General features: G+C 39.9%; 17 protein-coding genes. 12 read left to right on the forward strand and 5 right to left on the reverse strand.

Annotated elements, in window-relative coordinates:
- Nucleotides 1–17 precede the first annotated feature (17 nt).
- Together GGQ60_RS20290 and GGQ60_RS20295 are read left to right on the forward strand one after the other, a co-directional pair.
- Nucleotides 18–1,727: a DUF885 family protein gene (locus GGQ60_RS20290; RefSeq protein ID WP_183767826.1), complete on the forward strand. Its 1,710-nt coding sequence runs from the start codon at nt 18–20 to the stop codon at nt 1,725–1,727.
- A 136-nt stretch (nt 1,728–1,863) separates the two neighbouring features.
- On the forward strand, nt 1,864–3,183 hold the full coding sequence (locus GGQ60_RS20295; RefSeq protein ID WP_183767827.1) for a DUF6089 family protein: 1,320 nt from the start codon (nt 1,864–1,866) through the stop codon (nt 3,181–3,183).
- Nucleotides 3,184–3,231: 48 nt separating this feature from the next.
- Here GGQ60_RS20295 and GGQ60_RS20300 read toward each other — a convergent pair whose 3' ends face one another.
- Nucleotides 3,232–4,194 (reverse strand): hypothetical protein, encoded by a 963-nt coding sequence (locus GGQ60_RS20300; protein WP_183767828.1) that lies wholly within the window; start codon nt 4,192–4,194, stop codon nt 3,232–3,234.
- 119 nt (nt 4,195–4,313) lie between these two features.
- Here GGQ60_RS20300 and GGQ60_RS20305 point away from each other — a divergent pair, with 119 nt between their 5' ends.
- From GGQ60_RS20305 to GGQ60_RS20335, 7 genes are all read left to right on the forward strand, one after another.
- Nucleotides 4,314–4,748 carry a MarR family winged helix-turn-helix transcriptional regulator gene (locus GGQ60_RS20305; RefSeq protein WP_183767829.1) on the forward strand — a complete coding sequence of 145 codons (435 nt, stop codon included), beginning with the start codon at nt 4,314–4,316 and terminating at the stop codon, nt 4,746–4,748.
- A 74-nt stretch (nt 4,749–4,822) separates the two neighbouring features.
- Entirely contained in the window at nt 4,823–7,228 is a 2,406-nt protein-coding gene (locus GGQ60_RS20310; protein ID WP_183767831.1) for a 3-hydroxyacyl-CoA dehydrogenase/enoyl-CoA hydratase family protein, read from the forward strand.
- A gap of 139 nt (nt 7,229–7,367) precedes the next feature.
- Complete coding sequence (locus tag GGQ60_RS20315) at nt 7,368–8,543, forward strand: acetyl-CoA C-acyltransferase (protein ID WP_183767833.1); 1,176 nt, start codon at nt 7,368–7,370, stop codon at nt 8,541–8,543.
- A 107-nt stretch (nt 8,544–8,650) separates the two neighbouring features.
- Entirely contained in the window at nt 8,651–9,001 is a 351-nt protein-coding gene (locus tag GGQ60_RS20320) for a four helix bundle protein (RefSeq protein WP_183767835.1), read from the forward strand.
- 152 nt (nt 9,002–9,153) lie between these two features.
- Entirely contained in the window at nt 9,154–10,947 is a 1,794-nt protein-coding gene (locus tag GGQ60_RS20325) for an acyl-CoA dehydrogenase FadE (RefSeq protein WP_183767838.1), read from the forward strand.
- A gap of 180 nt (nt 10,948–11,127) precedes the next feature.
- Nucleotides 11,128–11,613 carry an FKBP-type peptidyl-prolyl cis-trans isomerase gene (locus GGQ60_RS20330; RefSeq protein WP_183767840.1) on the forward strand — a complete coding sequence of 162 codons (486 nt, stop codon included), beginning with the start codon at nt 11,128–11,130 and terminating at the stop codon, nt 11,611–11,613.
- 3 nt (nt 11,614–11,616) lie between these two features.
- Nucleotides 11,617–12,525 (forward strand): FKBP-type peptidyl-prolyl cis-trans isomerase, encoded by a 909-nt coding sequence (locus GGQ60_RS20335; RefSeq protein WP_183767842.1) that lies wholly within the window; start codon nt 11,617–11,619, stop codon nt 12,523–12,525.
- Here GGQ60_RS20335 and GGQ60_RS20340 read toward each other — a convergent pair.
- Nucleotides 12,515–13,816, reverse strand: a complete 1,302-nt coding sequence (locus GGQ60_RS20340; RefSeq protein ID WP_183767845.1) for a cryptochrome/photolyase family protein — start codon at nt 13,814–13,816, stop codon at nt 12,515–12,517. The two genes, GGQ60_RS20335 and GGQ60_RS20340, sit on opposite strands and share 11 nt — an antisense overlap.
- Nucleotides 13,817–13,959: 143 nt before the next feature.
- Nucleotides 13,960–14,862 (reverse strand): TIGR01777 family oxidoreductase, encoded by a 903-nt coding sequence (locus GGQ60_RS20345; RefSeq protein WP_183767847.1) that lies wholly within the window; start codon nt 14,860–14,862, stop codon nt 13,960–13,962.
- 167 nt (nt 14,863–15,029) lie between these two features.
- Between GGQ60_RS20345 and GGQ60_RS20350 the strand changes: the two genes are divergently transcribed.
- From GGQ60_RS20350 to odhB, 3 genes are all read left to right on the forward strand, one after another.
- Nucleotides 15,030–16,304 (forward strand): DASH family cryptochrome, encoded by a 1,275-nt coding sequence (locus tag GGQ60_RS20350; protein ID WP_183767849.1) that lies wholly within the window; start codon nt 15,030–15,032, stop codon nt 16,302–16,304.
- A gap of 186 nt (nt 16,305–16,490) precedes the next feature.
- The gene (locus tag GGQ60_RS20355) at nt 16,491–19,286 is read left to right on the forward strand and encodes a 2-oxoglutarate dehydrogenase E1 component (protein WP_183767852.1); all 2,796 of its coding nucleotides are present in this window, start codon (nt 16,491–16,493) and stop codon (nt 19,284–19,286) included.
- 99 nt (nt 19,287–19,385) lie between these two features.
- A complete protein-coding gene (gene odhB, locus GGQ60_RS20360) occupies nt 19,386–20,615 on the forward strand; it encodes a 2-oxoglutarate dehydrogenase complex dihydrolipoyllysine-residue succinyltransferase (protein ID WP_183767854.1) in 1,230 nt (409 codons plus the stop codon).
- Nucleotides 20,616–20,920: 305 nt separating this feature from the next.
- Here the strand turns inward: odhB and GGQ60_RS20365 are convergent, their stop codons facing one another.
- Complete coding sequence (locus GGQ60_RS20365; protein WP_183767856.1) at nt 20,921–21,601, reverse strand: 3-keto-disaccharide hydrolase; 681 nt, start codon at nt 21,599–21,601, stop codon at nt 20,921–20,923.
- Nucleotides 21,602–21,893: 292 nt separating this feature from the next.
- Complete coding sequence (locus GGQ60_RS20370) at nt 21,894–22,406, reverse strand: DUF4269 domain-containing protein (RefSeq protein ID WP_183767858.1); 513 nt, start codon at nt 22,404–22,406, stop codon at nt 21,894–21,896.

Genomic DNA, 22,406 nt, shown 5'->3' on the forward strand with positions numbered 1-22,406 from the left:
CCAAACCACCTATTGCTATGCGCAGATTATTTCCGCTGTTTTTACTTTTAACTTTTATGGTAAAAGTGCAGGCCCAGATCAACGAAGCCAGCCTTGTAAGTCCGCTGATAAACCAATATCAGTCAGATAAAACGATGCTTAACCGCAAATACAGCCTCAAGCAATCGGAAGAATACTATAAACGAATGGAACGCTTTTATACCACATGGCAAAAACAATTAAAAGCATTGCCTTTTAGCAAACTTACGGTAAACGAAAAAGTTGATTACCTCTTGCTTAAGCGCGATATCCGTTCTGATTCGGCAGCTTTACAGCAGAACTATGCAGAATTTAAGACCAGCATCTTTACCTTGCCTTTTGCCAATATCCTGCTTGATTTTGAAGCAAAACGCAGGATTGGTCGGCAGCAGGATGGTAAAACTACGCAGCAGCAATTCGAACAACTGAAAGCAGCGATCCTGAAAACTGCAAAGGCGGTAGAAAAGAATGAGCTTGCTGTTAGCCCGGCGCAGGCTTTGTGGACGCAAAAAACCATCAATCAATACCAGGCCGTATTTACTGAAGCTTATAAGTTTTACGACGGTTACGATCCGCAATTTACCAAAGCCACCAAATCCGTTTATCCGGAAGTGGTTGACGCCATGAAAGATTATGCTGCGCTACTGGATAAAATGGCCAAACCTGCTAATGTTCGGGATGATGGAAGTGGTATTGTTGGCAATCCGATAGGAAGAAATGCATTGTTAAGCAACCTAAAGGATGAAATGATTGCCTACACGCCCGAGCAGATTGAGGCCATTGCAATACGGGAGTTTGCCTGGTGTGATGCCGAAATGCTCAGGGCTTCGCAACAAATGGGTTTTGGTAACGACTGGAAAAAAGCACTCGAAAAGGTAAAGACCGATTACCCTGAATTGGGCAAGCAACCCGAACTGGTTTATGAACTGGCCAATGAAGCCATCAACTTTGTAGAAAAAAACAAGCTGATCGCTATTCCGGAAATGGCTAAAGAAGGCTGGCGTATGCGCATGTTAAGCCCGCAGGAACAATTGTATGCCCCGTTTTTTTTAGGTGGCGAATCGGTATTAATTGCCTATCCAACTGAAGATATGAGCGAAGATGCTAAAATGATGACTTTACGAGGAAACAACCGCCATTTTTCGAGAGCGGTAGTATTTCATGAGCTCATCCCGGGGCATAACCTGCAATATTTTATGCAAAGCCGCTATAAACCTTACCGCCGGGCATTTAGTACACCTTTCTGGACCGAAGGCTGGTCGCTCTACTGGGAAATGTTGCTTTGGGACCAGAATTTTCCTAAATCTCCTGAAGATAAAATCGGGATGCTTTTTTGGCGCATGCACCGTTGTGCGCGCATTATTTTTTCAATGAATTATCATTTGGGTAAATGGACACCTCAGCAATGTATCGATTTTCTGGTAGATCGTGTAGGTTTTGAACGGGCCAACGCCGAAGCAGAGGTGCGCCGCTCTTTTACAGGAGGTTACGGACCGCTTTATCAAATTGGTTACATGTTGGGCGGCCTGCAATTCAGGGCTTTGCATAAGGAGCTGGTAGGAAGTGGTAAAATGACTAATATTCAATTCCACAACCGCATATTACACGAAAATAATATGCCGGTAGAAATGGTAAGGGCTTTACTGACCAACCAGCAACTACCCGAAAATTTCAGTACCCGATGGAAATTTGCCGGTGATATTAAATAAGTAAAAAGCTGTAATCAGGATAAGATTTCTTAAGCTGATGCTGTGGAAAAGTTGATAAGTATTTTTACATGCCTGTAGTTTTTGGTATGGCTATTGTAAAGGTTGTGAAACGCTATTCAACGTTATACAGAAAATTATGAAATTACAATTATTTAAAACCTTACCAGTTGCGCTCGCTGGTTTACTCATCGGGTCTGTTGCTTCAGCTCAGGAAAGCCCTGCAACATCAACAACGTTCAGAACATGGTCTATCGGCGTAAACGCCGGTGTGCTTACGCCATTATCGCCATTGGGTGGCAAAAACGATTTTAGCAATAACAAATCGAGTTTTGGTTATGGCCTTTACATCAAAAAACAATTTACACCTTATTTCTCCCTACGTTTAGACGGAGTTCGTGGTAAATTAAAAGGCGATAACTCCGAACCTTATGAAAGCGGAGCGGTAAACAACTCTCCGGTGAGGGCTTTCGATACACAATTATCTTATTCAGGAAGTTTGAGCGCTGTAGTAAACATGTTCAATATCGATATGTTTAAAAAAGAAAACACTTTACAGCTTTATGCTTCTGCTGGTGCAGGTATTGCTGGTTATAAACCAACCATTACAACAGCAACCGGTACCTCTCTTTTTGCAGGAGATAAAAACATCAATGAGTTGATCATCCCTGTAGGCTTAGGTGCTAAATTTAAAATCTCGGATGCGGTTAACTTCGATTTGGGTTGGACAATCAACTTTGTGGATGGAGATAACTTAGATGGTTACTACAAAGGTGGTAATGATAAATACAACTACGCTTATGCAGGTTTGGAATTTGCTTTAGGTAGCGGAAAACAATTGGCTTTCCATAATCCTGTAGCCTTAACTTATGACGAAGCTTTAAAAGCAAAACAAACTGCAGAAGGTTTGAAATCTGATTTAAACGCACAAAAAGCAGATAACGCAAAATTACGTGCTGAATTGAACGATATCTTAAAAGATACCGATGGTGATGGTGTTGCAGATAAATTGGATAAATGTCCTGATACTCCTGCCGGTACGGTAGTAGATGGTTCAGGTTGTCCATTAAAAACACCAGAAAAAGTTGTAGAAAAAGTAATTGTAACTGAAGAAGACCGCAAAGTGGTTAATGAAGCCATTAAAAACTTAGAGTTCGATTTAGGCAAAGCAACTATCCGCCCTAAATCTTACGCTTCGTTAAACAGGGTTGCTGCCTTATTAATTCAGAAAAACTTCAGCTTAAAGCTGGCAGGCCACACCGATAATACTGGTTCAAAAGAATTAAACTTACGTTTATCAAAAGAAAGAGCAGAATCTGTTAAAGCTTATTTGGTTTCTCAAGGTGCCAACGCATCACGTATCGAAGCTACAGGTTACGGTATGGGTCAGCCAATTGCTTCTAATAAAACAGCAGCTGGTCGTCAGCAAAACCGTCGCGTAGAGTTTACACTTTACTAGAAACTTAATTTTACCCGTTAAAGCCTTTGATGAAAATCAGGGGCTTTTTTAATTTAGATTTTTTTGAATATTGCTCAGATCACTGTTTCTGAAACCGTATGATTTTGGAGTATATTTTTGGTAAATAATTTTATTGTTTCTGCTGTCATAAATGGAAATGATTTTATCAAAGGAATTTTGTGTGTAAACAAGATATTTTATATTTGAACCTGGCTTTAATATTAATTCATCAAGCTCTTTTGTAGAAACAAACTGAACTTGATATTGGTATTTTTCACTTTTGCCTTGATTTACTTCGTTAAGGATTGAATACTGATTGAATTCCTGATTAAAGCTGTCTTTGACATAATCAGGAATATACAATGGCTCATTTTTAAGCTTACTTAGACTTAATTTATCAGTGGTTTCGAATTCAATATCAAATTCATTCCTAGATATTAATGCATTATTCAATAGCATTAAATAAGTGGTTAACATGCCGGGCGACCAATTATAAAATGTGGCATGCTGGTAAAGGTTATTAATAAAAAGTTTATTTTTATTAGATGTAGATGTAAAACTATAACCAATATCTTCCAGGTATTTAAGCGTAAACAAATCTGGGTACAAATTTACGGTGGCTATAACGGGCATGTTTTTTTTTGTCCTTTTATGAGCGCCGAGTTTCAGGGCATACAATACGTTTAGGGAGTTAAGAGAATCGACTTGTTCTGTGTAGCTATCAAAATAGAAAAAAGAGTATGCAGGATTGTCTTGATATTGAGCTAATTCGTTTGGTTTTATAATTAAAAACGGGGTTATAGTCCATGATTTTTGAATAGCCTCGCGGTATTTCTCAATGTTTTTATAGTCATCATATCTTAAAGTAAAGAGTGTGGTAGTACCTTTAAATTTTTTAAAATCATTATCGTTTAAATAAGACTGTGCAAAACATGATACCTGCGCTTTGGTAATGTTTACAGTGCACATAGCTGCAGAAATGATCAGCCAAATTTTAATTTTATTTTTCATGTTGCGTGTATTAGTGTTGATCTAATCTACAAATAAAACACAAAAAAAATCGGAATCTTTATTGCATTAACAAAATACATTCATTAGCTTTGTTATGCAAGCATAATAAATTAACAGAAATGAAACAACATCAAACCATAGATTACCATGTTAAGTTTGCGTGGCAAAATATGTTTAATAAGTATAATCAGATGGCATCCGGTTTTGGGATTACACAGGCCATTGGATATATGCTGATCAACATTGACGATACTGATGGCACAGCTGTTTCAAATTTAGCTGCCTTGCTGGGTGTTAAAGCCACCAGCCTTTCCCGTATGTTAAACAATATGGAAGAAGCCAACCTGATTTACCGCGAAACTTCTGCAGGGGATAAACGTTCGGTAAAAGTTTTCCTTACTGATTTTGGTAAAGAGAAAAAACATTTGGCCAAAGGTGTTGTCAGGAAATTTAATGAATACCTCGATGAGCATTTTACTAAAAAAGAGAAAGAAACCTTCATTAATTTACTCATCAAACTGAACGAAATCACGGTAGCTTATACTGTCGATTAATCAGATATAAAATCGCCTGTTTGGTAATGGCTAAAACAGGTTCTTTAAGACTACTGAAAAGCAAATAGATAACAATGAAACGAAGCATTAATAAAGTTGCTGTTTTAGGTTCGGGTATTATGGGGTCGCGTATTGCATGCCATTTCGCCAATATTGGTGTTGAGGTATTGCTATTGGATATCGCCCCAAAAGAACTCAGTCCCGAAGAGCAGGCAAAAGGATTAGCGCTGGATAACCCAGCAGTAAAAAACCGGATTGTAAATGCAGCTTTGCAAACCGCAGTGAAAACCAATCCATCACCGGTTTATACCAAAAAAGCATTAAATAAGATCAAAACCGGAAACTTCGACGATGATATGCCGAAAATTGCTGGTTACGATTGGGTGATTGAAGTGGTGGTCGAAAATCTTGATATTAAGAAAAAAGTTTTCGAACAGGTAGAGCAATTCCGTAAGCCGGGTACTTTAATCACTTCAAATACTTCCGGTATTCCGATACACCTCATGGCAGAAGGCAGGAGCGAAGATTTTAAAGCGCATTTCTGTGGAACACATTTTTTTAATCCACCGCGTTATTTAAAATTATTAGAAATTATTCCTATCCCTTATACAAAACCGGAGATCGTTGATTTCCTTATGCATTATGGTGATAAGTTTTTAGGTAAAACAACCGTTTTATGTAAAGACACCCCGGCTTTTATTGCTAACCGTGTGGGCGTTTATTCCATTATGGCACTTTTACACCTGGTTGAGAAATTAGATCTCACTGTAGAAGAAGTAGATAAATTTACCGGACCAGCGCTGGGCAGGCCAAAATCGGCTACTTTCCGTACTTCTGATGTGGTTGGTTTAGATACCATGATCAAAGTAGCCAAAGGTCTTTACGACAACTGTCCTGACGATAAAGCGCATGAACTGTTTAAACTTCCGGCTTATGTGCAGAAAATGGAAGAGAACAAGTGGCTTGGCGATAAAACCAAACAGGGTTTCTATAAAAAAACAAAAACTGCTGATGGTAAAACCGAAATCCTGGCACTTGATTTAAAAACATTAGAGTATAAACCTCAGCAAAAAGTAAAATCAGCCACTTTGGAAATGGCCAAACCGGTGGAGAACCTTCGTGAGCGGATGAAGATTTTTGCTAAAGGAAAAGATAAGGCAGGCGAACTGTTCCGCCACTCTTCTTTTGGTTTGTTCGAATATGTATCTGACCGTATTCCAGAAATTTCTGACGAGCTATACCGTATTGATGATGCCATGCGTGCAGGTTTCGGCTGGGAACTTGGTCCTTTCGAGTTGTGGGATGCTGTAGGTGTAAAAGAGGCCATCGAGGGCATGGAGCAATATGGCAATAAAGCGGCTGCCTGGGTGCACGAAATGCTCGATGCGGGGAATACATCATTCTATAAAGTAGAAAACGGCATCAAAAAATATTACGATATCCCTTCTAAAAATTATAAAGCTTTACCGGGTACGGATGAGTTTATCATTTTAGACAACCTGCGCGAAACGAAAACCCTTTGGAAAAACTCTGGTGTTTCGATCATCGACCTGGGAGATGGTATTCTGAACGTAGAATTCCACACCAAAATGAATACCATTGGTGGTGATGTAATCTCCGGAATCAACAAAGCCATTGATATGGCCGAGAAAGATTACCGTGGCCTGGTGATTGGCAATGATGGTGCAAATTTCTCTGCTGGTGCCAATGTGGGGATGATTTTTATGATGGCGATAGAACAGGAGTGGGACGAACTGAATATGGCAATACGCATGTTCCAGAATACTTCAATGCGTATCCGTTATTCTTCCATCCCGGTTGTGGTAGCTCCTCATAACCTAACCTTGGGGGGTGGATGTGAGTTTAGTTTACACGCCGATCACGTACAGCTTTCTGCCGAAACTTATATGGGCTTGGTAGAGTTTGGCGTGGGCGTGATCCCGGGTGGTGGTGGAACAAAGGAGTTTGCTTTGCGCGCCTCAGATGAATATAAGGATGATCAAATTGTGCAGAATGCACTGAAAGACCGTTTCTTAACCATCGGAATGGCCAAAGTTTCTACTTCAGGTTACGAAGCTTACGAACTGGGTTACCTCCAAAAAGATAAATTTTCAATCTCGATGAACCGCAACCGTTTATTGGCCGACGCAAAAGCCAAAGCCATTGAACTGGCTGATGCAGGATATACCAAACCGGTTCAGCGCAACGATATTAAAGTTCTGGGAAAACAAGGATTAGGAATTGTTTATGCAGGTGCAAATAGCATGTATGCAGGGCATTTCATCTCTGAACACGATAAAAAAATCTCCGAAAAATTAGGTTATGTAATGTGTGGTGGCGATTTATCTTATCCAACAGAAGTAACCGAGCAATACTTGTTGGATCTGGAAAGAGAAGCATTTTTATCACTCGCAGGAGAACGGAAATCGTTGGAGCGGATTCAGTCAATTATTACGAAAGGTAAACCGTTGAGGAATTAGTGAGTTAAATATTTAGGAATGAGTATCAAGTATCAGGATACGAATGACGAATAAAGTTTTACTTACATTAATTAACAAATAAAACAATGCGAGGATTAGGTCTTGATACTTGATTCTGGCTACTAGATACTAAAAAAAAATGGAAGCATACATAATAGCAGGATACCGTACAGCAGTGGGTAAAGCACCCCGCGGTGTATTCCGTTTCACAAGGGCCGACGATTTAGCTGCGGAAGTAATTAGGGCCCTGGTGGCTTCGGTTCCGAATTTAGATAAAGAACAGATTGATGATGTAATTGTGGGTAACGCTACTCCAGAAGCAGAGCAAGGGCTAAACATAGGCCGTATGGTTTCGCTAATGGGGCTGGATACCGATAAGGTTCCAGGCGTTACCGTAAACCGTTACTGTGCATCGGGTTTAGATACCATTGCTACGGCAGTTGCCAAAATTAAGGCTGGTATGGCCGATTGTATCATTGCCGGTGGGGTTGAGGTAATGAGTGGAATGCCTTTTGGGGGCTGGAAACTGGTGCCTAATGCCGAGGTGGCAAAAAATAATCCGGATTGGTATTGGGGAATGGGCTTAACCGCCGAAGCAGTTGCCAAAGAGTATAAGGTGAGCCGTGAGGATCAGGATGCATTTTCACTAAAATCTCACGAGAAAGCCATTCATGCCATTAAAAATGGTCATTTAAAGGATGGTATTTTGCCTATCACGGTGAACGAAAATTACCTGGATGCCAACTTGAAAAAGAAAACGCGTTCTTATGTAGTTGACACGGATGAAGGGCCACGTGCAGATACTACCTTAGATAAATTGGCGAAACTGAAACCTGTATTCGATGCGGTTGGAAGCGTAACTGCAGGTAATTCATCGCAAACATCTGATGGTGCTGCTTTTGTTCTGGTAGTGTCTGAAAAGAAAATGAAAGAACTGAATGCCGAGCCGATAGCCAGACTGGTAAGTTACGGTATTGCAGGTGTTCCGCCCCGCATTATGGGCATCGGGCCAATTGAGGCTATTCCAAAAGCACTGAAACAAGCTGGTTTGAAAAAAGAAGATATCGATTTAATTGAGCTGAATGAAGCCTTTGCCTCTCAATCTTTAGCGGTAATCAGAACTTTAGATTTAAACCCCGATGTTATCAATGTTAATGGAGGGGCTATTGCACTTGGCCATCCATTAGGCTGTACCGGAGCAAAACTCACCGTACAGATCATGAACGAATTAAAAAGACAGCACAAAAAATACGGAATGGTAACCATGTGCGTTGGAACCGGGCAAGGCGCTGCGGGGATTTTTGAGTTGCTTTAAATTAGTATCAAGATATGAGTATGTAGTATCAAGATTTAATAGCAGGTGAATAAACCGGTTTATAAAATCATCCCGACATATTACTCAATCACTAATACTAATGGTATATGCACAATTTTAAAGAATTAAAAGTTTGGCAAAAATCAATTGATTTGGCAGTTGATGTTTATAAGGCTAGTTCGTTTTTGCCTGTTGATGAGAGATACGGTTTGATTTCTCAAATGAAAAGATGCGCTGTCTCGATACCTTCCAATATTGCTGAGGGAGCGGGTAGGGGAACCAGTGCACAATTTAAATATTTTTTAACGATAAGTCAGGGCTCTGCTTTTGAACTAGAGGCTCAGGTAATTATTTCAAATAAATTGGGATTATTGGATGATCCGCTTGCTATTGATTTGATTGAAAAAACTACTGAAGTTCAAAAGATGATTTATGCCCTGGAAAGAAGATTAATTTGATATGGATATCGAAAGTTAAGATTTGATTATCAATGATCAAGGTTGAATTGCATAGCAGGAAATATAAAATGAAAATTTATGATGTATGCTTTGTCTTGATACTTAATACTCATGTCTTGGCATTCTTTACTCAACACTAGATACTAAAAACCATGGAAACAACTGAAAAAAAGACAATTAAAGGTGGAGAATTTTTAATTAAGGATACCACCTATCAGGAAGTATTCATCCCTGAAGAATTTGATGAAGAGCAACAGATGATTGCACAGACCTGTCGCGATTTTTTGGCGGCTGAAGTTTACCCCAATTTAGATAAAATCGATAAACAGGAAGACCCGGAGTTAATGCCAACACTTTTAACCAAAGCCGGCGAACTGGGTATCTTGGGTGTTTCGGTACCTGAAGAATACGGAGGTTTTGGTAAAAACTTTAATACCTCCATGTTGGTTGCTGATATAGTTGGAGCCGGACACTCTTTTGCGGTGGCACTTTCTGCACATACGGGTATCGGTACCTTGCCAATTTTATATTACGGAAATGAAGAACAAAAAGCAAAATACATCCCTAAACTGGGCTCTGGTGAATGGAAAGCTGCTTATTGTTTAACAGAGCCAAACTCGGGTTCGGATGCAAACTCAGGTAAAACAAAAGCTAAACTGAGCGATGATGGTAAACATTATATCATCAACGGTCAGAAAATGTGGATCACGAACGGTGGTTTTGCCGATATTTTTATTGTTTTTGCCAAAATAGACGACGATAAAAACTTAACCGCATTTATTGTGGAGAAAGATTTCGGCGGGATCACCATGAATCCTGAAGAACATAAAATGGGCATCAAAGGCTCTTCAACACGCCAGGTTTTCTTTAATGATTGTCCCGTACCTGTTGAGAATATGTTAAGCGAACGTGAAAACGGTTTCAAAATCGCGGTAAACATTTTAAATATTGGCCGTATTAAATTATCTGCTGCTGCCATCGGTGCTTCAAAAGCAACGTTAAATACTGCGATCAATTATTCAAATGAAAGGATTCAGTTTGGCCGTCCCATTTCTAAATATGGGGCCATCCGCTTTAAAATTGCAGAGATCGCTTCTAAAATTTATGCCGTTGATGCGGCGAATTACCGTGCCGGACAGAACATAGATGATACCTACGACCAATTGGTTGCAGGAGGAATGGAATCGGGCAAAGCCAGGTTAAAATCTGTTGAGCAATTTGCGGTAGAATGCGCTATCTTAAAAGTGTGGGGTTCGGAAGCATTGGATTATACCGTTGATGAAGGCGTTCAGATTTATGGTGGTATGGGTTTTTCTGCCGATGCACCAATGGACAGGGCTTACCGCGATGCACGTATCAACAGGATTTTCGAAGGTACCAACGAAATTAACCGTTTGTTAACCGTTGATATGATGCTGAAACGTGCCATGAAAGGCGAGTTGGATTTAATGACACCTGCCACTGCTGTAGCAGCCGAATTGATGAGCATTCCTGATTTCGGAGAAGAAGATACCACGCTATTTGCTGCAGAGAAAAAGGTATTATCGAACCTTAAAAAAGCAACCTTAATGGTAGCCGGTGCTGCGGTACAAAAGCTCATGATGACCTTAAGCAAAGAACAGGAAATTTTAATGAACATTGCCGATATGGCCAGTTATGTATATGTAGCTGAATCCGCCTTGTTGAGAACCGAAAAACTGGTTGCCATGCGTGGCGAAGCCGCGGTGGCCGGTCAGCTGGATTTACTTCGTATTTATCTGGTTGAAGCGGTTGATGGAATAGCCAAGGCGGGTAAAGAAGCATTATGGGCATTTGCCGAAGGCGATGAGTTGCGTATGATGCAGGTAGGCTTGCGCCGCTTTACCAAAATGGAGCCATTTAATGTTAAAGATGCCCGCCAAAGGGTTGCACAACAATTAATCGAAGCCAATAAATATATCTTTTAAGGTAGAAGGTCGAAAGGTTGAGGGTTTAAGGTTTAGGTGCATGCCTAAATCTTAAACCCTTTTTTATGCTGCAGAAATCTTTCTCATGTTCTTTAGCTTTTTACCTTTTTAAACGCCTTAAATTTGTTAAAATAGGTTAAAAATTGCAGCATCTGCATTAAAAGCTTATTTTTGCTGACTATGGTTAAGTTTAAATACATTATTTTATTGATATGCCTTACGGGATGTCTTGCCGCCTGTAAAAAAAATGCGCCAGTTGATGATTACGATCCTACTCCGCAATTTAAGGCAGATACTACTGCAATCAGTGCTTTTGTTAAGGCTAATAATATTCCGGCAACAAAAGATGCCAGCGGTATTTTTTATCAGATAATAGCTCCGGGATCAGGAAACGTAAGTTACCTGACTTCTACCGTGATTACTGCAGATTATGAAGGTAGATTATTAAACGGTACCATTTTCGACAGTACCAAGGGAACGCCAATTTCTTTTAAACTTGGAAATGTTATTTTAGGATGGCAGTTTGGGATCCAGAAGATACAAAAAGGGGGTAAAATCAGGTTAATTATTCCATCTTACTTTGGCTATGGAACACAGTCGCCATCATCGTCGATTCCTCCTAATTCAGTACTCGATTTTACTATAACACTTACAGACGTACAATAATAAATGAACAAATTTACTAAACCTGGCCTATTTACACTTTTACTGGCTACTGTAGTTTTCAGCTCGTGCAAAAAGGACTATGAAACTATTCAAAGTATAGATGATGCGGCCATAAAGGCTTATATATCAAAAAATAATTTAACCCAGATGATACCTGATCCTGATAAAACAGGATTTTATTATCAACCAACTAATCCTGCAGATGGAACATATTTCCTGAATCCTGATTCCGTATTTTACGATATTACGGTAAAATCCATGCAAACCGGAACAACTTATCTTCAGTCTCCTGCCAATGGTAACCTGGGTACTTATGTTGGTTATTTAAGTAATTTTTTCCAATCATCTTTATCAACGTCCATTACTTACAATATACCTGCATTAAGAACCGCTGCTTTGAGCCTTAAACCTGGAGGGAGTGCCAGAATATTATTGCCATCTTATTTAGCTTTTGGTAAAAATGGTACCGGGCCGATACCTTCTAATGAAAATCTTGATTTTACGATCAAAACCTATCCATACCGTAAACAGTGGTTATTTGATGATGATAAAATAAAGAACTTTTTGGCGGCTAAAGGTTTAACCGCAACAAAAGATCCAAGTAGAATTTATTATATAGTGAATACCGTTGGTACTGGCGATGCAATAAATGGGGTTGAAAGCACCGTAAATGTAAAATATACGGGCCGAACCCTTGATGGAACATCCTTCGATTCTAACTCCAGTGGTTTCTCGTCAACTTTAACTGGCCTGATTCAAGCCTGGCAAATTATGATTCCAAAGTTTAAAGTTGGAACAAAATTCAGGATGATTATCCCTTCAGATTTGGCTTATGGAAAGTCGGGCAGTGGCACCATCCCTGCTAACGCAGTATTGGATTTTGATATAGAAATTGTAAGCGTTACGAATTAGCTAAAGCTTCTTTAAAAACCCTTAACACTCTTTCCCTTGCAAAAGTATGCTCAACTATAGGTTGGGCATATTTTTTTGTTTCTAATTCTGGTACCCACTTTTTAATATATTCAAATTCAGGATCAAATTTTTTGGTTTGTAATTCGGGATTAAACACCCTAAAGTACGGCGCGGCATCGTTTCCTGAGCCTGCTGCCCATTGCCAGCCACCTACATTACTTGCCATTTCGTAGTCGAGCAACTTTTCGGCAAAATAAGCTTCGCCCCAGCGCCAATCAATCAGTAAATGTTTAGTTAAAAAGCTGGCCACAATCATACGCACGCGGTTATGCATCCATCCGGTTTGGTTCAATTGCCGCATTCCGGCATCTACTATCGGGTAACCGGTATTGCCTTCGCGCCAGGCCTTAAATTCATCCTCATTGTTGCGCCATTTAATCTTGTCGTATTGCTTTTTAAAAGAATCAAAAGCCGAATAGGAGAAATGCCAAAGTATCATCATGTAAAATTCGCGCCAGGCCAGTTCCGAAAGCCAGACGTTCGATTTTGCCTCTATCGCATCGCGTACTGCTTTTCTAATACTTAAAGTGCCAAAACGTAAATGCAGGCCAATATGGGTAGTGCCTTCTGCTGCCGGGAAATCGCGTGTTTTTGCATAATCGTTAAGCTTGTTTTTATAACTGATTTTGGGAAAATCCAGTTTGCTATTTTCAAAACCCATCTCTTTTAAAGCGGGGAGGGGCAGGTGCCTGGTCTGCAGTAAATTTTTAAAGTATTTTTTACTGGGATAGGCCTTTACATAAAAATCGTTCAGTTTAGCATGCCATTGTTTGTAAAAAGGGGTAAACACCGTATAAGGTGTTTTATCTGCTTTTAAAATCTCATCTTTTTCAAAAATAACCTGGTCTTTATGCGTTTTGAAGGCAATTTTTTCACTCGTTAAATATTCGGCCATATTATCATCACGTTCGCGTGCATAAGGCTCATAATCGTGGTTGGTGTATACTTCTTTAATGTCGTATTGCTTTAAAATTTCAGGCCATACTTTTTCAGGTTCTCCGTATTTTACCAGTAAATCTGACCCGCTTTGCTGAAGTTGTTTTTTTAAATCCGCGATGGTCTCGTAAATAAAAGTTACGCGGGCATCACCTTTTGGTAGTTTATCCAATATGTTTTTATCAAAGATAAAAAGTGGGAGAACGGGATAAGTACTTTTTAGGGCATGGTATAAGGCAGCATTATCTTCTAAACGTAAATCGCGGCGGAACCAGTGAATGGATATTGCAGTCATGTGTATAACTTATAATGATAATTTGTTTGGGTTATTTATTGGCGAGAAGCGTTTCGTGTCGATTAACCACAGATACGGTTTTCAATTGGCAGTTTGCATTTAACGATAAAAAGTTCATCACTCTTAACAATTAAGCGGTTAAGCTACTTATAAAGATCCTTCAAAGCGTCTTCCAAATGTGTAAATTTAAATTTAAACCCAGCATCCAGAATTTTTTGTGCGGAGGTATTATTGCTCATTAAAACGGCTTCAACACGTTCTCCGAGTAATAATGCCAGTGCTTTTTTAGGAACTTTAATGGGCCATACCGGGCGGTGCAACTGTTTGGCAATGGCTTTGGTTAAGGTCGTATTGGTTACGGGAAATGGCGCACAGGCATTGTAACTGTTTTCCATTTTAAGGTTTTCTATAGCTTCGATGCACATTTCAACCATATCATCAATGTGTAACCAGGGTGTCCATTGGTTCCCGGTACCCAGTGGTGCACCTGCAAATAACTTTACAGGCTGAGCCAATTGTGGTAATGCTCCACCTTTTGTGCTGAAAACAATACCGGTTCGAAGTTTTACAATTCTGAGGCTCAGCTTTTTGCCCTGATCTACAGCGTCTTCCCATAGCTTACAACATTCGGCTAAGAAGCCATAGCCATTTGGGCTCTCTTCGGTTAAGATTTCATCGCCGCAATCGCCATAAAAGCCAACTGCAGAAGAGGAAATAAACGATTTGATCTGATGATCAGGTTTGGACTTAATGGCTCTGAAAAGCAATTCTGTAGATTTTACCCGGCTATCAATAATCTGTTTTTTGCGCTCATTGGTCCATTTTTTATCCGCAACGGGTTCTCCTGCCAAATGGATAACGGCGTCCACACCATTAAGGCAATCTGCGTCAATTGCTCCTTTGTACACATCCCACACATAACCATTCGGATCATTGCTTTTTTTTCGAGAAAGTGTATTTACCTCGTAACCTTTGTTCAACAAATGCTTTTTTAATTCAGTACCTACTAGTCCGGTAGCTCCGGTGATCAGAATCTTTTTTGCCATATTTTTAAAACACCGAAGATACAAAAGGGTTTGTTGGCAGGAATTAAAATGTATTAATCTGGTTTTAATTCTTTTGTTACCTATTTGTAAAGAATTATTCAGGGGTTTGATGTGGAAGAAAAATAAGATAAATTTGTAAAGCGTTCTTATACCTTTTTCGATAAAAGATGTCCAAAAAAATTTTAGTCTGGTTTAGAAATGATCTTCGCTTGCATGATAACGAAATGCTCGTGGAGGCAATTGCTAAATCTGATTCAATTTTGCCTGTTTACATTCTCGATCCCCGATCTTTTGGCGAAACCAAATATGGTACACTGAAAACCGGCAATATTAGAGCACAGTTTATTTTAGAAAGTGTTTTAGGCCTACGTAATGCTTTAAAACAGATTGGAGGCAATCTGCTGATTGCTGAAGGTAATCCCGAAGATATTATTCCGCAGTTGGTACAGGAATATGAAATTACCGAGGTGTACCATCACCGCGAAGTAGCGCGCGAAGAAACCCATGTTTCTACACTTGTCGAAAATGCGCTTTGGAAATTACGCGTGAACCTGAAGCACTTTATCGGCCATACCTTATATAATAAAGAAGATCTGCCTTTTCCCATTAAGGATATCCCCGATGCTTTTAACCTCTTTAAAAAGAAGATTGAGCGCGATTCGATTATCAAACCCTGTTTTGCAGCGCCCGACCGGATTAACGTGGCTGAAGTGATCGATTGGGGTACCTTGTCATCATTGGAAGACCTTAATCTTTTACCACAGCAGAAAGATCAGCGTGCTGATTTCGAATTTGTAGGCGGCGAAGCAGAAGGTTTGGCTCATTTACAAAAGGTAATCCTGGCCATGCAACAGGCTGCAACTACCAAGAATTTAATTCTTGCCTCAAAACTTTCTGCCTGGCTGGCTATTGGCAGTTTATCTCCCCGTAAAGTGTATTGGGAAATTAAAAAAATGGAAGGCGTACCCAATACCAAAGCCATGTTTAATCATATTTTATTGGGCTTGCTTTGGAGAGATTATTTCCGTTTTATGTTTAAAAAATACGGGAATACATTTTTCAGTCCCGACGGATTTGGCAGCCAGGGCTTGGTTGATGTTGCCAATGAGCAGGACAATCTCTATAAATGGAAAAATGCACAGACCGGATTTGCCGTAGTAGATGCAGTAATGACGGAGTTAAACCAGACCGGTTTTATTTCGAATATTGCCAGGCAGACAGCTGCGCTATACCTGATCAATAACCTGGAAGTAAGCTGGGTTTTAGGAGCCGCTTACTTTGAAGAAAAACTGATCGATTATAACCCGGCAAGTAACTGGGGCAACTGGGCCAATGTTGCTGGTGTGGGGAACGATCAAAAATCAAAAAGTGTATTCGATTTAGATAAAAACATCAAAAATCTCGACCCAAAAGGCAACTATGCTTTAACTTGGGCATCATAGTTGTATTGACTTAATGATTGAGTGTTGAATGATGAATTTGAATTTTATCGATCGGTACAAGCCGTATTTTTGTCATTCTATAATTTAATAATTCGCTCATTCAATAATTCTCATTTTAATCGAGATTTTTGCCGTTTATATAAGGTAAAATTCTAATTTTGTAGTGCTTATAGTAAATAGTTAATAATGGATAAATTATCTTATCTTAATGGCGCAAACGCCGAATATATAGAGTCTTTATATCAGTCGTATCAACAAGATCCTGAGTCGGTTGAGTTTGGCTGGCAGAAATTTTTTGAAGGTTTCGATTTTGGAAGAGGATCGGAATCCCCGTCCGTAACAACAGAAACTCCTGAACAATTTTTAAAAGAGGTTAATGTTTTAAACCTGATTGATGGCTATCGCAGCCGGGGTCACTTGTTTACGCACACCAATCCGGTTCGCGAAAGACGTAAACATTTGCCAACCTTAGATCTTGCCAATTTTGGGTTATCAGATGCAGATTTGGAAACCGTTTTCAATTCTGGTGTAGAGATTGGTATCGGTGCCGCAAAACTGAAAGATATTCTTGCCGTTTTACAACAAACATACGTTGGTTCTATAGGAGCCGAATTTAAATTTTTACGTACACCCGAAGTGTTGGGCTGGATTCAGCAAAAAATGGAAAGTGCACGTAATACCCCTAATTTCTCAATCGAAGAAAAGAAACGCATTCTCCGGAAATTAAACGAGGCAGTAAGTTTTGAAAATTTTCTTGGGACAAAATTTTTAGGTCAGAAACGTTTCTCTTTAGAAGGGGCTGAAGCTTTAATTCCTGCATTGGATTCTGTGATCGAAAAAGGTGCTGAACTGGGAATTGAAGAATTTGTGATTGGTATGGCCCACCGCGGACGTTTAAACGTGCTGGCCAATATCATGCAGAAAACCTACAAAGATATTTTTGCAGAGTTTGAAGGTAAAAGTTATAATCCGGATACCCCGTTTGGCGGTGATGTAAAATACCATCTAGGTTACTCAACCGATGTAACCACCAATGCTGGTAAAAGTGTTCACTTAAGTTTATGCCCTAACCCATCTCACCTTGAAACTGTTGATGGTGTGGTAGAAGGAATGAGCCGCTCTAAAATCGATTTTAAATATGGTGGCGACAATAGCCGTTTAGCACCGATTTTGATTCATGGTGATGCTTCAGTTGCCGGACAGGGTATTGTTTACGAAGTCATCCAGATGGCTGGCCTTGAAGGTTATAAAACCGGAGGAACCATCCACCTGGTAATCAATAACCAGATCGGTTTCACCACCAATTATAAAGATGCACGTACCAGTACTTACTGTACCGATATTGCTAAAGTAACACTGTCGCCGGTTTTCCACGTAAATGGCGATGATCCTGAAGCTTTGGTTTATGCGATCAATTTAGCAATGGAATACCGTCAGAAATACAAAAACGACGTTTTTATTGATATTCTTTGCTACCGCCGTTTTGGTCACAATGAGTCTGATGAACCTAAATTCACCCAGCCTTTATTGTACAAAACCATCGAAAAACACCCTAATCCAAGGGAAATTTATATCGATCAGTTAACCAAAGAAGGTAAATTGGAAGCTGGTTTAGCAAAAGAAATGGAAAAAGATTTCCGCGGTATTTTGCAGGAACGTTTAAATGAAGCCAAAGAGTTTGTTGCCGGCAATGCTGAAGTTAAATTTGGTGGTGCTTGGGCAGATCTTCGGATGGCAACGCCTAAAGATTTCGAATCTTCGCCGGTAACCGCGGTTAAAAAATCTACTTTATTGGAAATCGGTAAACGCATTACCACTTTACCATCAAACAAAAAGTTCTTCAAGAAAATTGAGAAACTATTTCTGGAAAGAACTAAAATGGTTAACGAAACCCATGTTTTCGACTGGGCAATGGGCGAGCAATTGGCTTATGGTACATTGTTGTCAGAAGGTAAACGTGTTCGTTTAAGTGGCCAGGATGTGGAACGTGGTACTTTCTCTCACCGTCATGCCGTTTTAACGCTTGAAGACAGTGAGGAAGAATATGTACCATTGGCAAATATTTCTGATCAACAGGCCTCATTTGATATCTACAATTCACATTTATCAGAATATGGTGTTTTAGGTTTCGAATACGGTTATGCCATGGCAAATCCTAATGCTTTAACCATCTGGGAAGCACAGTTTGGCGATTTCTTTAACGGTGCACAGATTGTTGTAGATCAGTATGTTGCAAGTGCCGAAACCAAATGGCAACGCGAAAACGGTTTGGTTATGTTATTGCCTCATGGTTACGAGGGCCAGGGACCAGAGCATTCATCAGCACGTATTGAGCGTTTTATGGAGCTTTGTGCCGATTATAACATGCAGGTAACCAATTGTACTACACCGGCTAACTTTTTCCATGTTCTACGCCGTCAGTTCAAACGCGATTTCCGTAAACCACTAATCGTATTTACGCCTAAAAGTTTATTGCGCCACCCTGCCTGTGTTTCTAAATTAGAAGAATTTACCGAAGGTGGTTTTAAAGAAGTAATTGATGATGTAAATGCTAAAGTTGCAGACATCACCCGCGTTGTTTTCTGTAGCGGTAAAATTTACTATGAATTGCTGGAGAAACAGCAGGCCGATAAAATCAAACACGTAGCTTTGGTACGGGTTGAGCAGTTATATCCAACCCCGGTTGATCAGCTGGAAGCCATCAAGAAAAAATATAAAAATGCAAAAGAAGTTTTCTGGGTGCAGGAAGAGCCAGAGAACATGGGCGCATGGCCATATTTGTTCCGCAAATTGTATAAAACTGCCTTAAAAGGTATAGATGTAATTTCGAGAAGAGAGAGCAGCAGTACAGCTACAGGTTTTGCAAAACAACATGCTAATCAACAAGCCTATATTTTGGCAAAAGCTTTAGAAATTTCCGTTACGGAAGATGTTAAAGACATTGCAAAGAAGGCAACGAAGAAATTAGTTCAGATCGATTAAATGAGGCTTAAGACGTAAGGTTTGAGGTATAGGCTTAAGCAGCCTGAACATTTCAACCTTACAATATTTAACCTTTAACAATAAAAAAACATAACAAAAATGAGTTTAGAGATAAAAGTTCCACCTGTTGGTGAGTCGATAACCGAAGTTGTTTTATCACGTTGGATAAAAAACGATGGCGATGTTGTTGAAATGGATGAAGTGATTGCTGAATTAGAATCGGATAAAGCTACATTCGAATTAACTGCAGAACAAGCTGGAACTTTAAAAACCATAGCCACCGAAGGGGATACTTTAGCCATTGGCGCAGTAGTATGTAAAATTGAAGATGGTGGCGCTGCCCCTGCTGCGAAACCTGATGCTCCAAAAGCTGAAGAAAAAGCAGTTGTTACTGAAGAAAAAACTGCAGCTCCGGTTGCTGAAAAATCTGGCGAAAGCTACGCTACTGGTACTCCTTCACCTGCTGCGGGTAAAATCCTTGCCGAAAAAGGTATTGATGCTTCTACAGTAAAAGGTACTGGAGTTGATGGCCGAATTACCAAAGATGATGCTGTTAAAGCTGAAGCTGGTAAAAAAGCTGAAGCGCCAAAAGCCAGTGCACCGGTTGCTGCTGCTGCACCTGCTGGTAGCCGTGGTGAGCGTCGTGAAAAAATGTCGCCATTACGGAGAACCGTTGCAAAACGTTTGGTTGCCGTTAAAAACGAAACCGCTATGTTAACTACTTTTAACGAGGTTAACATGAAACCGATTATGGATTTACGCGCCAAGTATAAAGACCAGTTTAAGGAAAAATTTGGTGTTGGTTTAGGTTTCATGAGCTTTTTTACGAAAGCCGTAACCGAAGCATTAAAAGATTTCCCTGCGGTTAATGGTCGTATTGAAGGCGATGAAATTGTTTACAATGATTTTGCTGATATTTCGATCGCCGTTTCTGCGCCAAAAGGTTTGGTGGTTCCGGTAATCCGTAATGCAGAGAGCATGACTTTAGCACAAATTGAAAAATCGGTATTGGACTTAGCTTTAAAAGCACGCGATAGCAAATTAACTATCGAAGAAATGACTGGCGGAACATTTACCATTACTAACGGTGGTGTTTTTGGTTCGATGATGTCGACCCCGATTATCAATGCGCCACAATCGGCCATTTTAGGTATGCACAATATTGTTGAGCGTCCGGTTGCCGAAAAAGGTGAAGTGGTAATCCGCCCGATGATGTATGTTGCTTTATCTTACGATCACAGGATTATTGACGGACGTGAGTCGGTTGGTTTCTTGGTTCGTGTGAAACAATTATTGGAAGATCCGGCCAGATTGTTACTAGGCGTTTAATCTTCTTGGGGATTCGTCGCCCTGAATTTATTTCAGGACCTCTCCGATGATCAATAATATTTCAAAGCCCCGATGTAAATCGGGGCTTTTTGGTTAAATAACGAAATTCACGTTTAACTTTCTAAAATACGAATGTCATCGTGAGGGATAATTTATTGTATAAAAACATTATCTGTAACATCCTCTCTGAGATCGTCATTTCGAGCGGAGTGCAACGTAGCCGAGAACCACGGAGTGCTCAGCGAAGCTAAATCTGTCTATGTAGATCTCTCCATTTCGCTACGCTTCAGTCGAGATGACGAAATCTATTTCGATAATTCCTTAATCGGTTTAATATCCAGTTGCTTAAATTCTACCTCACTGCCTTCTGCCTGTAAAGCAATTTGCCCGCTACTTGCCGTACAATTAGTGCCGTAGTTTACCAATGTACCGTTTACCCAAACTTTAATATCGTTGTTCAGGCACTGTATCACCATGGTATTCCATTCGCCAACAGGTTTTTCACTATCATCTGTTAAATTTTTAATGCGGCGGAGTTTATTCCCGTTTACACCCCAGTTTTCTTTCGGGCCACGTCTGGTAACCATATCAGGTACCGTAATGTCTTCTTCAATACACCAGAAATCGCCGGCATCTTTATGTTGCATTTGTACTTCTAAAGATTTCGGAAACATACCATATAAAGCCCTCGGTGTAGAGGCATGTACTAAAACACCGCAGTTGCCCGGTTTACCTGCAAAACGGTATTGTACGGTTAACTGGTAGTTTTTATAAATTTTATCGGTTATTAAATGCCCGCCCGGCGTACCTAAACTTACGAGCATGCCATTGCGAACAATAAATGGATTAATGGTATCGGGTTTTTGATCCATTGCAGGTACATCTACGTGCCAGCCTTTTAAATCTTTGCCGTTAAAAAGGCTCTTTTGGGCGAGTAGCGGTGTGCTAAAAGTAATGAACAGGATTAATGCTGTGTATAATTTCATAGGTATATTTGGTTTTCTCAAATATATTCTAAAAAATTGGAAAATAATGATGTTTGTTATCCTGAATGAAATGAAGATTTTATTCTGTGGTTGGAGTCCAATATTTTCTTTATTAAGATTCTTCACTGCGTTCAGAATAACAATTCTGCTGTCCGTAGAGTTAAGCCTAGCATTTCTACGGATGGGAATGGATTTGAGTTTTCAAATTCAGTAAATGGGACGAGTCAAAGACTCTTTTCCAGGCTGAAATCCGTAGAGCCCTTCGGAACTCTACGGATAGGTTAGGGAGCTATTAGAGCCCTAAAAGTGCCTCATATGGATCTCCTTTTAAACCGAGTAGCTGTGCAAAAGCAGGCTCGGTTTTAATGCCGTTATTTTTCAGCCTGATGATCTCCTGCCTGAAAATTTCACCTCTTTCCAACAAAATCTGATGTTCGATAAGCATGTGCCGGTAGGCATTTTGTTGTGTTGTAGGTATGACCTGGCCAAAAATTTCGAACTCAAAACCAGCCATAAAGAAATTAGTTTTGACGGATTGAAAGCCTGGATGTGCTGTAATTTTAAATCCTTTCTTGCTGTGAAAGCACTCGGTTAAAGTTTTTGTAAATGCTGTTTTATCCTGCATGTAGCAAATGATATCCAGATCACTGCTTTTAATGTCGATGTTAATTGGGATGGTGCCAGCCAGAACCGGCGTGAAGGCAGCTAGTTTTTTCATGATCTGATGCTCAGTCAAAACCTGATAAGCTTTCTGTTGCTTTTCGCTTCCGGATTGGAGATAGGAGATGTCGAGAAAGTTGATCAT

Source organism: Pedobacter zeae (genome assembly GCF_014196715.1).
Lineage (GTDB): Bacteria > Bacteroidota > Bacteroidia > Sphingobacteriales > Sphingobacteriaceae > Pedobacter > Pedobacter zeae.

Bases quoted from the DNA above. Each gene is read 5' to 3' on its own strand.
- GGQ60_RS20365 (WP_183767856.1), bottom strand. From the start codon at position 21,601: ATGAAATTATACACAGCATTAATCCTGTTCATTACTTTTAGCACACCG.
- GGQ60_RS20355 (WP_183767852.1), top strand. From the start codon at position 16,491: ATGGATAAATTATCTTATCTTAATGGCGCAAACGCCGAATATATAGAG.
- GGQ60_RS20320 (WP_183767835.1), top strand. From the start codon at position 8,651: ATGCACAATTTTAAAGAATTAAAAGTTTGGCAAAAATCAATTGATTTG.
- odhB (WP_183767854.1), top strand. From the start codon at position 19,386: ATGAGTTTAGAGATAAAAGTTCCACCTGTTGGTGAGTCGATAACCGAA.
- GGQ60_RS20295 (WP_183767827.1), top strand. From the start codon at position 1,864: ATGAAATTACAATTATTTAAAACCTTACCAGTTGCGCTCGCTGGTTTA.
- GGQ60_RS20330 (WP_183767840.1), top strand. From the start codon at position 11,128: ATGGTTAAGTTTAAATACATTATTTTATTGATATGCCTTACGGGATGT.
- GGQ60_RS20315 (WP_183767833.1), top strand. From the start codon at position 7,368: ATGGAAGCATACATAATAGCAGGATACCGTACAGCAGTGGGTAAAGCA.
- GGQ60_RS20325 (WP_183767838.1), top strand. From the start codon at position 9,154: ATGGAAACAACTGAAAAAAAGACAATTAAAGGTGGAGAATTTTTAATT.
- GGQ60_RS20340 (WP_183767845.1), bottom strand. From the start codon at position 13,816: ATGACTGCAATATCCATTCACTGGTTCCGCCGCGATTTACGTTTAGAA.
- GGQ60_RS20350 (WP_183767849.1), top strand. From the start codon at position 15,030: ATGTCCAAAAAAATTTTAGTCTGGTTTAGAAATGATCTTCGCTTGCAT.
- GGQ60_RS20290 (WP_183767826.1), top strand. From the start codon at position 18: ATGCGCAGATTATTTCCGCTGTTTTTACTTTTAACTTTTATGGTAAAA.
- GGQ60_RS20310 (WP_183767831.1), top strand. From the start codon at position 4,823: ATGAAACGAAGCATTAATAAAGTTGCTGTTTTAGGTTCGGGTATTATG.
- GGQ60_RS20345 (WP_183767847.1), bottom strand. From the start codon at position 14,862: ATGGCAAAAAAGATTCTGATCACCGGAGCTACCGGACTAGTAGGTACT.
- GGQ60_RS20370 (WP_183767858.1), bottom strand. From the start codon at position 22,406: ATGATCAACTTTCTCGACATCTCCTATCTCCAATCCGGAAGCGAAAAG.
- GGQ60_RS20335 (WP_183767842.1), top strand. From the start codon at position 11,617: ATGAACAAATTTACTAAACCTGGCCTATTTACACTTTTACTGGCTACT.
- GGQ60_RS20305 (WP_183767829.1), top strand. From the start codon at position 4,314: ATGAAACAACATCAAACCATAGATTACCATGTTAAGTTTGCGTGGCAA.
- GGQ60_RS20300 (WP_183767828.1), bottom strand. From the start codon at position 4,194: ATGAAAAATAAAATTAAAATTTGGCTGATCATTTCTGCAGCTATGTGC.